The sequence below is a fragment of the Streptomyces sp. XD-27 genome (genome assembly GCF_030553055.1).
Taxonomy (GTDB): Bacteria; Actinomycetota; Actinomycetes; order Streptomycetales; family Streptomycetaceae; genus Streptomyces.
Map to the genome: position 1 here is coordinate 7,493,455 of NZ_CP130713.1, position 14,032 is coordinate 7,507,486.

Annotated in this window: 14 protein-coding genes; 12 read left to right on the top strand and 2 right to left on the bottom strand. The window is 69.4% G+C overall.

Going from position 1 to position 14,032, the window contains the following annotated elements; genetic code table 11:
- The first annotated feature begins 119 nt into the window (after window positions 1-119).
- The 10 genes from Q3Y56_RS32980 to Q3Y56_RS33690 all read left to right on the top strand — a co-directional run bounded on the left by Q3Y56_RS32980 (window position 120) and on the right by Q3Y56_RS33690 (window position 8,031).
- Complete coding sequence (locus tag Q3Y56_RS32980; protein ID WP_304465375.1) at window positions 120-1,136, top strand: methyltransferase; 1,017 nt, start codon at window positions 120-122, stop codon at window positions 1,134-1,136.
- Window positions 1,133-2,308, top strand: coding sequence for a tryptophan 2,3-dioxygenase family protein (locus Q3Y56_RS32985; RefSeq protein ID WP_304465376.1), 1,176 nt, complete (start codon window positions 1,133-1,135; stop codon window positions 2,306-2,308). Before Q3Y56_RS32980 ends, Q3Y56_RS32985 begins: the two co-directional genes overlap by 4 nt.
- A gap of 103 nt (window positions 2,309-2,411) precedes the next feature.
- Complete coding sequence (gene mppP, locus Q3Y56_RS32990; protein WP_304465377.1) at window positions 2,412-3,566, top strand: enduracididine biosynthesis enzyme MppP; 1,155 nt, start codon at window positions 2,412-2,414, stop codon at window positions 3,564-3,566.
- Complete coding sequence (locus Q3Y56_RS32995; protein WP_304465378.1) at window positions 3,566-4,240, top strand: aminotransferase class I/II-fold pyridoxal phosphate-dependent enzyme; 675 nt, start codon at window positions 3,566-3,568, stop codon at window positions 4,238-4,240. Before mppP ends, Q3Y56_RS32995 begins: the two co-directional genes overlap by 1 nt.
- Complete coding sequence (locus Q3Y56_RS33000) at window positions 4,237-4,743, top strand: aminotransferase class I/II-fold pyridoxal phosphate-dependent enzyme (RefSeq protein ID WP_304465379.1); 507 nt, start codon at window positions 4,237-4,239, stop codon at window positions 4,741-4,743. Before Q3Y56_RS32995 ends, Q3Y56_RS33000 begins: the two co-directional genes overlap by 4 nt.
- Entirely contained in the window at window positions 4,740-5,537 is a 798-nt protein-coding gene (gene mppR, locus Q3Y56_RS33005) for an enduracididine biosynthesis enzyme MppR (RefSeq protein WP_304465380.1), read from the top strand. Before Q3Y56_RS33000 ends, mppR begins: the two co-directional genes overlap by 4 nt.
- 24 nt (window positions 5,538-5,561) lie before the next feature.
- Window positions 5,562-5,774, top strand: a complete 213-nt coding sequence (locus Q3Y56_RS33010; protein WP_304465381.1) for an MbtH family protein — start codon at window positions 5,562-5,564, stop codon at window positions 5,772-5,774.
- Window positions 5,775-6,086: 312 nt separating this feature from the next.
- The gene (locus Q3Y56_RS33015) at window positions 6,087-6,602 is read left to right on the top strand and encodes an alpha/beta fold hydrolase (RefSeq protein ID WP_369696834.1); all 516 of its coding nucleotides are present in this window, start codon (window positions 6,087-6,089) and stop codon (window positions 6,600-6,602) included.
- 37 nt (window positions 6,603-6,639) lie between these two features.
- The gene (locus tag Q3Y56_RS33020; protein ID WP_304465382.1) at window positions 6,640-7,377 is read left to right on the top strand and encodes a polyprenol monophosphomannose synthase; all 738 of its coding nucleotides are present in this window, start codon (window positions 6,640-6,642) and stop codon (window positions 7,375-7,377) included.
- Window positions 7,378-7,800: 423 nt separating this feature from the next.
- Window positions 7,801-8,031: a transposase gene (locus Q3Y56_RS33690; protein ID WP_369696835.1), complete on the top strand. Its 231-nt coding sequence runs from the start codon at window positions 7,801-7,803 to the stop codon at window positions 8,029-8,031.
- Window positions 8,032-8,394: 363 nt separating this feature from the next.
- Here Q3Y56_RS33690 and Q3Y56_RS33030 read toward each other — a convergent pair whose 3' ends face one another.
- Window positions 8,395-9,975, bottom strand: coding sequence for a glycosyltransferase family 39 protein (locus tag Q3Y56_RS33030; protein WP_304465383.1), 1,581 nt, complete (start codon window positions 9,973-9,975; stop codon window positions 8,395-8,397).
- 254 nt (window positions 9,976-10,229) lie between these two features.
- On the opposite strand from Q3Y56_RS33030, the gene Q3Y56_RS33035 reads away from it, so the two are divergent.
- Together Q3Y56_RS33035 and gntD are read left to right on the top strand one after the other, a co-directional pair.
- Window positions 10,230-11,480, top strand: coding sequence for an MFS transporter (locus Q3Y56_RS33035; protein ID WP_304465384.1), 1,251 nt, complete (start codon window positions 10,230-10,232; stop codon window positions 11,478-11,480).
- Window positions 11,481-11,502: 22 nt separating this feature from the next.
- A complete protein-coding gene (gene gntD, locus Q3Y56_RS33040) occupies window positions 11,503-12,531 on the top strand; it encodes a guanitoxin biosynthesis L-enduracididine beta-hydroxylase GntD (protein ID WP_304465385.1) in 1,029 nt (342 codons plus the stop codon).
- Between the two features lie 189 nt (window positions 12,532-12,720).
- Here gntD and Q3Y56_RS33045 read toward each other — a convergent pair whose 3' ends face one another.
- Complete coding sequence (locus Q3Y56_RS33045) at window positions 12,721-13,008, bottom strand: RNaseH domain-containing protein (RefSeq protein ID WP_304465386.1); 288 nt, start codon at window positions 13,006-13,008, stop codon at window positions 12,721-12,723.
- Window positions 13,009-14,032: the final 1,024 nt, after the last annotated feature.

Consider the following 14,032-nt stretch of genomic DNA (forward strand, 5'->3'; position numbering starts at 1 on the left):
GGGATTCCTTACCTTCGGGTAATGGGCGCATCGCGCCCGGAGATCTCGGCGGCCGCGTCGAAAATTCGCCGCGCCGATAATGCTTGACAATTCCCTTGCATCGATGGGCAGCGAGAACAATGATCCCTGCGAATCTGGAACGCGCCGTCTACGGAATGTATGCCACCCACGCTCTGCGCGTCGCGGACCGGCACGGCGTCTTTGGGCACCTGACACGGCACAGCGGCGACAGCGCCGAGAAGATCGCGGCCGCCCTGGCCGCCGACGAGGACACCCTCGAGCGGCTCCTGCTGGTGCTGTCCTCCTTCGGCGTCCTCGACGCGGAAGGCGGGCGTTACGCGCTCGCGGCCGGCGTGCGGCCTTACATCGACCGCGACGACCCCCGCTACCTGATGGGATTCGTCGAGCACCTGATCGGCGACACTGCCGATCAGTTCGGACGGCTGAGCGGCTACCTGCACGCGGGCAAGGCTGAGACCGACCGGGACGCACCGGCTCCGTTCGACGCCTTGTACCGCGACGAGGAGTCGGTAGGCCGCTTCCTGAACGCGATGTGGAGCCTCAGCCACCACGTCTCGCACGAGCTCGCCGCCCTGGCCGACCTGAGCGACTGCCGGCAGCTGATCGACGTGGGCGGAGCGAGCGGGCCCTTCTCGGTGGCCGCCCTGCACGCCTTTCCGCAGCTGCGCTCGACCGTGTTCGACCTTCCCCAGGTCGGTCCGTACCTGGCCGCGCGGGCCACGGAGCACAAGCTCGGCGACCGGCTGGACTTCGCGGCTGGTGACTTCTTCCGCGCCCCGCTGCCGGCCGGCGACTGCTTCGCCTTCGGCTACATCCTGTCCGACTGGGACGACGAGACCTGCGCGGCGCTGCTGCGCAAGGCGTACGAGGCGTGCCTCCCCGGCGGCCGAATCCTGATCATGGAGCGGCTCTTCGACGACGACCGCGGCGGCCCGCTCGCCACGGCCGTCATGAACCTCTCCATGCACTTCGAGACCCGGGGCCGGCACCGAACGGCGGCCGAGTACCTGGACCTGCTGCGTCATGCCGGCTTCGCGGACGGCACGGTCCGGCGCTCCAGCGGTGACAAACACCTGATCATCGGTTGGCGCGCCGAGAGCGAGTCCGAGCGGTGATCGCCGTACGAGCCGTCATCCCGACCCGCTCGCGGGAACTGCCCGCGGCCTGCGCCGAGCTGGCCACCAGACTGCACGCGACGCCCCTCACCGAGCTGCCCGAGGACGAGATCCTCCGGCTGTCCGAGCGCTACGACGCGGCCGTGGCCGGGCCGGACACCGACGAGAACGAGATCCTGCGGCTACTGACCCGGCCGTTCAGCCGGCACCTCGACATACCCGAGTACTACCGCTACACCGGGCTGCACGTGGTCGGCTGGTACCTCGCCCGGCGGGAGGACTCGTACGAGGCGAGCCTGCTGCTTCTGCACGCGCTCGTGACCGACCTGATCGCGCTGGAGGAGCGCGAGGCCGGGCTGCACGAGACCACGGTCGAGGAGGGCGCGGAACGCGTGCGCCGTCTGAAGGCCGTGCTCGACCACCTGGGCCGGTCCCCTGTCAGCCCGGACCGCACCATGGCGAGCGCCGAGCTGGTCCGGCTCGCCGGCCACGACGACGTGCTGGTCCGCGACCTGCTGGTGGTCAACCGCTGTTCGGGATTCCGTCGGTCGGGCAAGCATGACGAGCACATCTTCATGCGCGCCGTGCAGGCCTGCGAGATCGGCTTCTTCCTCGTCCGCTGGACCGCGCGCCGCGCGACCGAGGCCATCGGCCGCGGCCGCGGCGAGTACGTCCTGCGGATGAGCCAGCTCACCTCGGCGGCCGAGCTGCTGAACGTCGTCTTCCACGCGCTGCGGACGCTGACCCCGGAGCTCTTCATGGGCTTCCGGGAAGCGACCGGGAGCGCCAGCGCGGTCCAGTCGCTCAATTACCACCTGATGGAGCTGGTGATGTACGGCTACGACGAACGGAAGATCGAGACCTACGAGCGGTTCGCACACCTGGCCCCGATCAACGACCCGCTGTTTCGCGAGTTCACGTCTCTGCGGGACGCCGCGGCCGGCACCCGCGACGCCGACGTTCGCGAGGCATTCGCCGCGAGCGAAGCACCGCTGCACATCTGGCGCGGTCGGCACTACGGATTCGGCCGCCGCTATCTGCCGGAGATGACGGGATCCGGCGGCACCGAGGGCGCCGGTTATCTCAAACGCTTCGTCCGAAAAGCCGGATTGGCTTCCGGCGACCGTACCGACGATGCCGAGCAATTGCTCACCCAGTTCGCCTTCTGCTGACGGAGGTCACCCAATTCCTATCCCGGCGCCCGAGCGCCGGTGAGTCCCGGCATCCGCCGTGGCTCCAAGCACGCTTCGCCCGACACTCGCATGAGAGGTGCTTGTGAACAGAATTCTGCCGACGGTCTCCGCGGAGAACCTGACCCAATTCGAGACCCTCGCCCTGGCCACCAGTTCGATGAATCTCGCCGACGGGCACGCCCGCCAGCAACTCACGGCCGCCCAGAGCAAAATAGTCGCCGAGTTGCCGAGCATGTGGGCCGAGGCCGCCATGCGCCCGGCGCCCGAGATCGAGCAGGAGGCCACCGAGTCGTTCTTCGGCATGCTCGGCCAGCACAGCCATCCGTTCGCCGCCGGACGGACGCTGAGCTGCTACTCCTCCTCGTTGGCCATGGAGATCCTCGCCCGCTCGCTGGTCACCACGTCCGACGCCGTGGCGCTGATCCACCCCACGTTCGACAACATCCCCGACATCCTGCGCGGGGTCGGCCTCCGGCTTGTGCCAGTCGAGGAGGAGCAGGCCCACGACGAGGACCTGCCGGCGGAGCTGCTCGAACAGGTCGGGTGCGTCTTCATCACCACGCCGAACAACCCCACCGGCCGGGTGATGAGCGAGGCCCGCCTGCGCAGGCTCGCCGAGCAGTGCGCCGAGTACGGCGTGGTGCTGGCCCTGGACACCTGCTTCCGGGGGTTCGACCCCGACGCGCAGTTCGACCACTACGCCGTGCTCGACGCGAGCGGCTGCCGCTGGGTAGTCATCGAGGACACCGGCAAGCTGTGGCCCACGCTCGAACTCAAGATCGGCTGGCTGGTCCCCTCGGCCAACGTGGACCTGCCGATCGAGAAGATCCACTCGGACATCCTGCTCGGCACCTCGCCACTGATCCTGCTCATGGTGAAGCGGCTCGCCGACGACGGGGCGGATGGCGGCCTGGCCGAGCTGCAGCGCACGATCGCCGACCACCGGGCCCTCTTACGTGCCGAGTTCGCCGACGTGCCCGGCATCAGCTTCGTCGACGAGCACGCCCGGGTCAGCGTGGAGCGCCTGCACGTGGGCTCGCGTCTGGGAATGGACGTCTGGTCGGCGGTCCGCTCGCAGAACCTTTACGTCCTGCCGTGCCAGAAGTTCCACTGGGCGAGACCGCACGAGGGCGAGCGGATGCTGCGCCTGGCTCTGTCCCGGAACCCGTCCACCCTGCTCGCGGGCGCGCGGGTCCTGCGCTCGGCCTTGCTGGACGCGCCGGAGCTGCAGGGCTGATGGTTCCACCGGACACGGCGGTCTCCTCGCTCCCGCACGCTCGATGGTGGCGTGCGGGAGTGGTGCAGGCCGTCTCCCCGCCCCGCGTCATCGACCTGGGCCCCGGCTACCTGGAGCCGAGCCTGCTGCCGGTCAACGAGGTGCTTCCGCTCTACGCGGAGGCCCTTACCGAGTTCGGCCCCGCGGCGCTCAGTTACGGCGCCAACGCCGGAGCCGAGCCACTGCGCGCCTCGCTCGCCGCCCGGCACGGCTGCACGGCCGAGGAGATCATGGTCACCGCCGGTACCTCGCAGGCGCTGACCTTGTTGTGCACCGTGCTGGGCCGGCCCGGCCAGCCCGTCGTGGTCGAGCGCACGTGTTACGACCTGGGCCGAAGCATCATGACCGACCACGGTCTGCGCCTGCGTGAGGTGGACGCCGACGGTGAGGGCGTACGGCCACAGGCCCTGGACCGTGCCTTGTCCCACGGCCACAACGTGGCGTTCGTCTACCTGACGCCGACCTTCCACAACCCGACCGGCACAGTCGCGGGTGAAGCCCGCCGCCGGGAGCTGCTCTCCGTCGCCACCCGGCACGGCGTGCCGATCGTGGAGGACGACGCATACGCGGAATTGAGCCTGGACCGCACCGCCCCGCCACCCTCGCTCGCCGCGCTGGCCCGACGGCGGGGGTGATCCGGCTCGGGTCGTTCGCCAAGACACTCGGACCGGGCCTGCGGCTGGGCTGGCTGGAGGCCGAACCGGACCTGATCAAGACGCTGACCCGCCGCGGACAACTGGTCAGCGGCGGAGCGCTCAACCACCTGACCTCGCTGGCCGTGGCCATGCTGATGGGGGACGGCCGCTACGACCGGCGCCTGTCGTGGCTGCTTGACCAACTCCGGCTGCGGCGCGAGACGCTCGTAGCCGCCCTGCGGGCCGGCCTGGGCGAGTCGGTGACCGTCAAGCGTCCGGCCGGCGGCTTCTTCGTCTGGCTGACCTTCGACCCGCGGCGCAGCGAAGCGTCGTTGCTCGCCGCGGCCGGCCGGGCAGGCGTCGCGGTGGCAGCGGGCTCCCGCTTCGGCAGCGCGGCCGGCACTCACCTGCGGCTCGCGTACAGCCTCAACCCGCCCGACCGTCTGGCGGAGGCGGCCGCGCGGCTCGCCACCGCCTGGAGAAATGAGGAAACCCTTCGATGACTAGTTCCGTCGTCAGCAGCCTGCGCGGCTACAGCCTTCCGCTCTCCCCGTCCGGTACCTCGGCCACGCTGACTCCTCCGCCGTGGAACTTCTCCGGCGAGGTCGTCATGGTCGATTACCACGTGGATCCGGCGGCGGCGGCGCGGTTCCTCCCGCCCGAGCTCGACCCCGGCACCGATCCGGGGCAGGCCGCCGCGGTCTTCGCGCACTGGCAGTGGTGCTCGGAGCCGGGCACCGAGCTGGCCGATCCGGGTGCCAGCCAGTTCAGCGAGTTCCTGATCCTGCTCGGTTGCGAGTACCGCGGCCGCCGCCTGGCCCGGTGCCCGTACGCCTGGGTCGACCAGCCCGTGCCGCTGCTGCGCGGCTGGGTGCAGGGAATGCCGAAGCAGTTCGGCGAAGTGCATCAGACCCGGCCGATGCGCGTCGGCAAGGCGGGGCCCCTGGGATCCGCCGCGGGCACGTACCACGGCACCGCCGCGACAGGCGGCCGCCGGATCGCCCACGCCTCGGTGAGCGTGACCGCCCCGGCCGCCGAACCGCCGGCGTTGCACACTGTGCCGCTGGTGCACAGCCGGGTCCAGCCACCCTGGCTCGCCGGTGAGCAGCCGCCCGTCGGGCTGGTGACCTCGACCGTCACGGGGGTCGAGTTCTCCGAGGTGTGGTCGGGTGACGCGAACCTCGAGATGTTCGATGTGCTCGACGCGGACTTCGCCTCGCTGCGGCCGGTCTCGGTCGGGCGCGGCCACGTCTTCGGATACGCCGAGACGCTCGTCTCCGGCCAGGCACTCGCCTGAAACTCATCCCCGAAGGAGCAGATGATGGCAAATCCGTTCGACGACCCTGACGCGACCTTCAAGGTGCTGATCAACGACGAAGGTCAGCATTCGCTCTGGCCCGCCTTCGCCGCCGTTCCCGAGGGGTGGTCGGTCTCACTGGCCGACACGGACCGCGGGACCTGCCTCGCGTACGTCGAGCAGCACTGGACCGACATGCGCCCGAAGAGCCTGGCCGACCGCATGGCCACACGCTGATGGGCGTCGCGACCGTCGGCGGGACACAGCTGCACTACGACGACCACGCACCCGACGGCCGAGAGGGCGGGGAGCCGGTCGTCCTGCCCATGGGCTCGGGCGGTCGCGGCCGGGCGTGGCACTTGCACCAGGTACCGGCGCTCGCCGAGGCCGGCTATTTAGTGATCACGTACGACTCCCGGGGCGTGCCCCTCCAGCGACCCCGGCGAGGCGGGTTCCACGGTCGGCGATCTCGCAGCCGACCTGGCAGGGCTCATCGAGCACCTGCACGCCGGGCCGTGCCGCCTGGCGGGGGCGTCGCTCGGCGCGCATGTGGTGCAGGAGCTGCTGCTGACCCGGTCCGACCTGGCCACCGCCGCCGTACTGATGGCCGCCCCCGGCCGCGACGACCAGCTGCGCGCGGCCGCCGCCCGGGACGAGATCGAGCTGCTGGATTCCGGCATCACGCTGCCACGCCGATATCACGCGGCCCGGCAGGCGATCCAGAGCCTGTCCCCGCACACGCTCAACGACGACCTCGAGGTGTCCGACTGGCTGTCGGTGTTCGAGCAGTCGCTGTCCACCGGCCCCGGACTGTGGCATCAGCTCGCCATCAAGCCGGACCCCAGTCGCATCGCGGCCTACGCCGCGATCACCACGCCGTGCCAGGTCGCCGACGTGGCACGTGCCATCCCCGGCGCCGCCTACCGGCTGATCCACCACGCGGGTCACTACGGGTATCTGGAGCAATCGGAGGAGGTGAACCGGCAGATCCTCGAGTTCTTCCACAGCGTTCCGGCCGCCCTCTCGCGCGGACAAGCCGCGCAGCGCCCCACGAGTGCCGGGTGACCGGCCCCTGAACCGTTTCCCGACCGAGGAGCTGCCGATGGCCGTCGTATCCCCGAAGACCGTTGTCATCGTGCCGACCTACAACGAGCGGGACAACCTGCCGGTACTGGCGGGTCTGCTCGCGGACCTGCCAGTACCGAATCTGCATCTGCTCGTGGTCGACGACAACTCACCCGACGGCACCGGCGAGGTCGCCGACAAACTCGCCGCCGGGGCGCCGGACACCGTCGGCGTGCTGCACCGCGGCGCCAAGGACGGACTCGGCCGCGCTTACCTCGCCGGAATGACCCGTGCGCTGGACGAGGGTGCTGACATCGTGGTCCAGATGGACGCCGATCTCTCGCACCCGGCCTCGGCGATCCCGGCCCTGATCGATGCGCTCCTGACAAAGAACGCCGCCGCCGTGATCGGCTCGCGCTACGTGGCCGGCGGCTCGACCGCCTCCGACTGGCCCTGGTCTCGCAGAGCCCTGTCGGCCTGGGCCAACATCTACGTCAACGCGATCCTGCGGTTGCGCCTGAAGGACGCCACCGCCGGATTCAAGGCATGGCGGGCCGAGACATTGCGCGCGATCGACCTGAACTCCGTGCACAGCAACGGGTACTCCTTCCAGGTCGAGATGAACTACCGTGCCTTCAAGCGGGGGTTCACCATCCTCGAAGTGCCGATTCGCTTCGAGGAACGCGGGCAAGGCGCATCGAAGATGAGCCTGGGAGTGCAGCTCGAATCCGCCCTCACCCCGTGGAAGCTGCGCTTCGGTGGCAAGCGCAGTTGAAATCTCTGTGGGCGCAGCGACGGGTCGGTGAGCTGATCTTCATGCTGTACCGGGGGCCGCTTCACCGAGCCCGGAGTGGGCGTACCTGAAGGGATGGGGACTGACCTTCCACGTCCGGACAAGCGGGCCGTCGGGCAGGCCGCGGAAGCGGTCCACCTCTGGTACGAGGAGACCTGGCCGCGCGATCAAGGCCCGGGCGAAGTGCGGAGAACGCCGACGTTCTCTTCGGTTGCCAGGTCGGGGTCCGCCCGGACCAGGTCACCGGGCGCACCTGGGCGCCAAGGGCGGAACCCCGGTCGTCCGCCGCACCGGGAACCGGTTCTATGCGAACGCGATGTCCGCGATCAGCACGAAGGGCCGGATGCACTTCATGGCCTTCACCGAGTCGTTCGACGCGAAGGTCATGTGCCGCTCCTCGCCCGGATGGTCGGGCACCTCGACCGGAAGATCCACCTGGTCGTCGACCGGCACTCGGTCCACCGCTCGAAGACCGTCCGGACCTGGCTCGCCAGCCACCAGGACGAGATCGAGCTGCACCCCCTGCCCTCGTACTCCCCCCGGGCGGGCATCCAGCTCAAACACGCCGCCGCCAGGACCCTGGCCAACCGCATCACCCCGGGGCTATGCAGCTTCCGCGGGGACGGCGCAGGGTAGTCCTGGCCGCGCAGGTCGGGCCGTCGAAAGCACCAGTGGGGCGCATCCGGGCGAGGGTGTCGATCAACACACGGGGGGATGTCGCGGAGCTCGTCCCGGATGCCGGAGAGGTGGTGATGACCAGGATGCGGATCTGGTTCATGGCTGGGCACGGGCCTTGACGGCGGAGTCGCGGACGAAGCGCAGGTGCCGGACAGCCTCTGAGACCGGACCGCGCGGGCGCCCGGCCGGCTGCCGTTCCGGAGGCGGCAGCCAGCCGGCTCACACTGATGCGCTGTGCTGAGGGGGCGCGTCCCCGCATCGCTGTTGACGCGGTCCAGGTCGCCGGGGAGACCGCCCCTCAACCCCGACACCCGTACCGGTTCAGTCGCAACCCTTGGTGCTGTTGGCCGTGACAGCCTTGGCCGTGTACGGGCACTGAAAGCCGATCCAGCGCAGTTGCTCCCACAGTTGCGGCCAGGGCTTCAGCGGGCCACGGCACACCATGAACTTCTGGCCGTCGTCGGACACCGGCAAGTCGTTCTTGTACTCGCCGCGCTTTTCGCACGACTGGAAGAGCTTGCCGAACTGCTTTGGGTCGACGCCGATGGTGATCACGGTCGTCTTGCCCTCGCTGGGCCGGCCGAAGTCGGCGTATGAGTTGTGGCCGCTGTACGCCTTCGGCAGCCCGTACTTCGGCCCCCACTTGTCGATCGCGCCCGCCTGGCCGTAGTGGTTACCGTAGATGATGGTGTGCGCCTGCTCGTCCGAAGGCAGCGAGTGGTAGATGGCCGCCACCTGCCGGGTCATCGCGGGCCAGCCAACCTGGTCGAACTGAGTGATGGCCGCGCCGCTGAGGACGGGATTACTCGCGTACAGGTTGATCGGGAGCGTCGGCAGCAGCAGGATCGCGCAGCTCACCGCGTTGAGTGCGGTCAGTCCGCCGATCACCCTGAGTCGCTTGACGCTGCGCGCCCACCGGTCGACGACCACGGCCCCCGAGGCGAGAAGTACGTACTGCAGCGAGGTCGTGTAGGCGCCCTGCCCGCCGACGATCAGCAGCACGGCCACCATAATTAGGTACGACCAGCCGACGAACCGGTAGGCACGCCACTCGGGACGACGCATCAGCGCGACCAGCCCGCTGATCCACACCGGGCTCAGGAAGATGCCGATGAGGAGGAGCTGCATCGGGATGAAGGTGCTGCGGGACAGGGTCTCCAGCGCCTTGGACAGCGCGGCGCTCATCTCCAGTTGCGGCATGCCGTGCGTTATCTGCCAGATCAGCACCGGTGAGGCGATGGCCACGGCCACGCCGACCGCGGCAGGGAAGCGCCAGGTCCGGAACACCCACCGCGGGCCGAACACCAGCAGACCGGCCCCAAGGCAGAGGAGCAGGAGAACCAGCAGGTACTTCGCGGTCAGGCCGACGCCGACCACGACGCCGATCGCCCACCACAGACGGGTGTCGCGGGTGCGCACCATCCGGATCAGCAGCCATGACACCGTGACCCAGGACAGCTCGTCCCAGTTGTTCGTGCCCATGATGTGGCCGGTGAACATGACCACGCCAGACCCGAACGCCATGAACCCCGCGAGTATCTGCGCCCGGGAGCCGCCACCCAACTCGCGGGCGATCAACGTGCCGAGCAGCACGGCGACGGAGGCGAGCAGCGCCGGCACCACGCGTAAGCCGAAGAGGTTGTCCCCGAACACCGCCATCTCGACCTTGGCAACGAGCGCTACGAGCGGCGGCTGGTCGATGTAGCCCCACGCGAGATGGCGGCTCGCCACCCGGGTGTACAGCTCGTCTACGTGGTAACCGTGCCGGGTGGCCAGCGCCAGCAGGCACACCGTCATCGCGGCGGCGGTCAGCGACACCGGCCGCCATGGCACGGGCGTCAGCCGGTCCGGCGGCGTTGACGCCTCTTGTTCCGAGGAAGCGGTCGCTGTCGCGGAAGCCATAAGGGACTCCGTTCCGTAGTGGCTCGCTGCCGCGCCGGATGCCGGACACGACTCAGCGCTCAAATATCGACGCGCGCGCCTCTGTCCTCAACGAACTTGAACCGTGCCGACAATGCGCAGGCCGTGGCCTTCGCCCGGAGCTTGGGACGCGGCTGGCCTCGGAGTTTCATCCACGGGGCAACTTCATGGCGAGGGCCACCCCGCCGCCAGAAGACTCGGTGACGTCCGCTGCCGTCACGCAGGAAAGGCACGGCATGACCACACCCCTGCCACGCAACAGGAACTACCGCATTCTCTGGTCCGGCATGTTCCTGTCCGAGATGGCCGGCGAGATCGCGTACGTCGCGCTCCCGCTTCTCGTGCTCGCCCACGGAGGCTCGGCGGCCGCGGTCTCCGGCGTCGCCGCGGTGCTCGCCGGCGCCCGTACGCTGATCAGCCTGCCCGCCGGGGCGCTGGCCGACCGCGTGAACCGCAAGCGGGTGATGGTGGTGGCCCAGGGCGTCCGTACGGTGGCGATGCTCAGCGTCGCCGTCGCCGTCCTGCTGGGCAACTGCCCGCTGTGGCAGGTCCTGTTCGTGGCGGTCGTCGAGGGCGCGGCCGCCGGCATCTTCGTACCGGCCGAGAACGCGGCCCTGCCCCAGGTCGTGCCGGAGAACCTGCTGCCGCAGGCGCTGGCGCGCAACGCGGCCCGGCCGTTCGCCGCGCTGCTGATCGGTCCAGCGCTGGCCGGCTTCATGTTCGGGCTGCACGAGGTGCTGCCGTTCACGCTGAACACATCGGTGCTCGCCGTGTCGTTCGTGGCGCTGGCGGCGCTGCACCTGCCGCGCCGTGCCGCCGAGCCCAAGGCCGGCGAAGAGACCGCGGCTGCCGCCGCACCGCAGCCCGGCGGGTTCGGGTCGCTTCTGCGCACGCGGACCATACGGGCGACGATGGCCTGGATCGTCGGCGTGAACCTCGCGTTCCACACCTTGGTCGTGCTCGTACTCATCGTGTCGAGCGAGGGCAACGTCGCGCCCGGGCAGATGGGCCTGATGATGACGTGCTTCGGCGCGGGCGGCTTGGTCGGCGCTCTGATCGCCGACCGTCTGCACGCGGCGGTGCTGTCGCCGACGGTGCTGGTCATCGGCTCGACCTGGGTCTTCGCCTCCGTCGCCGGCGCCATGGCGTACGCACCGCGCGGCGTGCCGCTCGGCATCCTGCTGGGCGCAGCCGCGCTGGCCATGCCGGTCGCGAACACGACCGTGACCATCTGCCAGCTGTCGGCCGTGCCCGACGGTTTGCGCGGACGCCTGTCCGGCCTGGTCGGTCTCGGCTCCGAACTGGCCGCCACGGCCGGCCCCGTCGCCGCCGGCGTGCTGTCCACCAGCACCCGGGACGGCGCCGCGAGCATTCTCGGCGCGGCCGCGCTGCTGGTAGTGATCGCCACCGGCGCCACCCTGAGCCCGACACTGCGCCGCCTCGCGCTGCCCCGGCCGTCGACCGCACGACAGCCGGCGCACTCCTGACCACCGACAACGGAGGAAGAAGATGCTGAAGCTGCAGTTGCGCGACGAGGACATTGTCGCGATCGAGAAGATCACCGTGGAGGTCGCGGGGCGCTTCTCGTCCATCGAGGATCCCGCCCTGCACCAGGCCGCCCAGGTCTACGCGCACGAGTTGCCCCGCGGACTACGGACGGCGCTGGTCGACTTCAAGCTGACCGAGCCGTCGGGCGTGGTGGTCGTGTCCGGACTGCCGGTCGACGACGCGGCGCTCGGGCCCACCCCACCGGACTGGCGCGACAAGGCCGCGCCGGACGCGACGCTGCGCCTCGACATCCCGTTCCTGCTCATCGGCTGCCTGCTCGGCGAGCCGATCGGCTGGGCCACCCAGCAGGATGGGCGGGTCATGCACGACATCTTCCCGATACGTGCCCACGAACACGGCCAGATCGGCTGGGGAAGCGCGGAGACACTCGCCTGGCACACCGAGGACGCCTTCCATCCCCTGCGCACCGATTACCTGGGCCTCATGTGCCTTCGCAATCCCGATGGGGTGGAGACGACCTTCGCCGACATCGCCGACGTGCAGCTCGACGACGTGACGCGCGAGGCCCTGGCGGAGGAGCGTTTCAAGATCCTGCCGGACGACTCGCACCGTCCGCAGAACCAGGTCGCGGGCGGCCAGGAGGATCCCGAAGTGGCCGAGCTCATGAGGCGCAGCGCCGAGCGGGTGGACAGCGCCCTGCTGTCCCCCGAGCCGGTCGCGGTTCTCTTCGGCTCGCCGAAGGACCCGTACGTCCGGCTGGACCCCTATTACATGCGGGGTGTGCAGGGTGAACGCGAGCAGCGGGCACTGGATGAGATCGGCGAGGCCCTGGACAGCGCGATGGGCGGAGTAGCCCTGACTCCCGGCGATATTGCTTTCATCGACAACTACCGCGTGGTGCATGGCCGTAAGCCCTTCCAGGCGCGTTTCGACGGCACCGACCGTTGGCTGCGTCGGCTGAATATCACCCGTGATCTGCGCAAGTCCCGGCACACGCGGTTGTCGCCGGAGTCGCGGGTCATCTACTAAGCATCTTCAGCGGGCCCACTGACCGGGTGACGGGCTCGGGCACGTAGTAGATGAGTCCTTCGGGCAGTGGTTCGAAATGTCTGACGTCTCAACCTTGCACTCGGAGGCCTCGTTGCTCATGGGCGGCTGGCGGCCGCCAGGGCTTGGATGATGCGTGGGAGGCGATGTGCGCGCTGCGCCGCACGTGGGTCATCCGGTGGCGTCGTCGGGTTCCCAGTCGATGGTGCGGCGGTATTCGGGGTGGTTTTTGTCCATCTGGATGGCGGCGTGGATGGGTAGGGGGTGGCGGGTGCGGTGTTCCCAGGCCAGGGCGTGGTTGCACAGCCTCGCTGTGGTCAGGGCGTAGGGGAGGACGTCCTCGCCGTCGGGGTGGTGGATGATGGCGATCTCGGTGGCGGTGAGGTTGTACCAGGTCTCGGCCTGCTCCTCGTTGTCGGTGCACAGCCAACGCCCGTGTTCTCCACCTGGCTGCGCCACCGCCGCCACAAGGACGTCAGCACGCTTGCGGCCTCGGTCGGCGTACCCAGGAGAGCGAAATCGGGGTGGTCGGCTGGGACGTCCGGTTCCTGCATGACGGACACCGCTGCGGCCAGGACGAGAGAGTCCGGGGCGACCAGCCGCCCGGCTTGGGCGCGCAGCACCTGAAGGTGATCGGACTTGCGTCGCACCCTCGGGCCGGCCCAGGGCCTCAGCCAGGGGAACAGGTCCAGGCCGTGATGCACGCGATGAAGACTGGCCAGCGCCTCGAGCCATTCGGCGAAGACCATCTCACGCACGTGGCGGGCTTCCTGTAGTTCCTCCCAGTTCTCAACCTCAACCTCGGCCTCGTCCTCACCGTCGACGCAGACACTCTCCTCGCTGCCCGAGAAGGTGTGGAAGAGCACGGATGCCGCTTCACCCACCTCTGCATCGTCGAATTTGTCCTCGTCCGCCTGGCAGTGGCGGTCCAACTCATACAGCAGCCCCAGTCCGGTGACCGCGTCCAGGAAAACGGCGAGCCCCGTCCCGGGGCGCGCCCAGGAGCCGTATGACGCGCACTGGGTACACAGCCTGCCGACCGTCGAGGTGCCCGGCAGCACCTCCCGCTTCGTGGCACGGGCGGAACGCAGGTACGAACAGGAGGACTTGGAGTGCAGCTTCGCTTCCTTGCCCTGCGCCGACCACACGGTGACACAGGCACCCTCGAACGGACCGAGCGGCACATCCGGCGTCAGCAGACCGTACGTCATACAACCTCCCCCTGATCGTGGCCTGAGCCTAGCTGTGGCCACTGACATCGACGCCCGACTTCGGGCGACCGGCTCCCCGCAGAACGGCCACGCTGCAGGAGGCCGGACGGCGCGGTCTCGTGTCAGGATCGCCTGACCGTCGCCGGCTGTTTGGAACGGTGCCCGGGCGCTCTGGGAGACGCATGGTTGCCGACCGAGAGGAGTGGGACCTGGTGGAGAAGAAAAGGTCTCGAGGGGCGCGGCACACGACACGGAATGTCGGACGGCGGAAG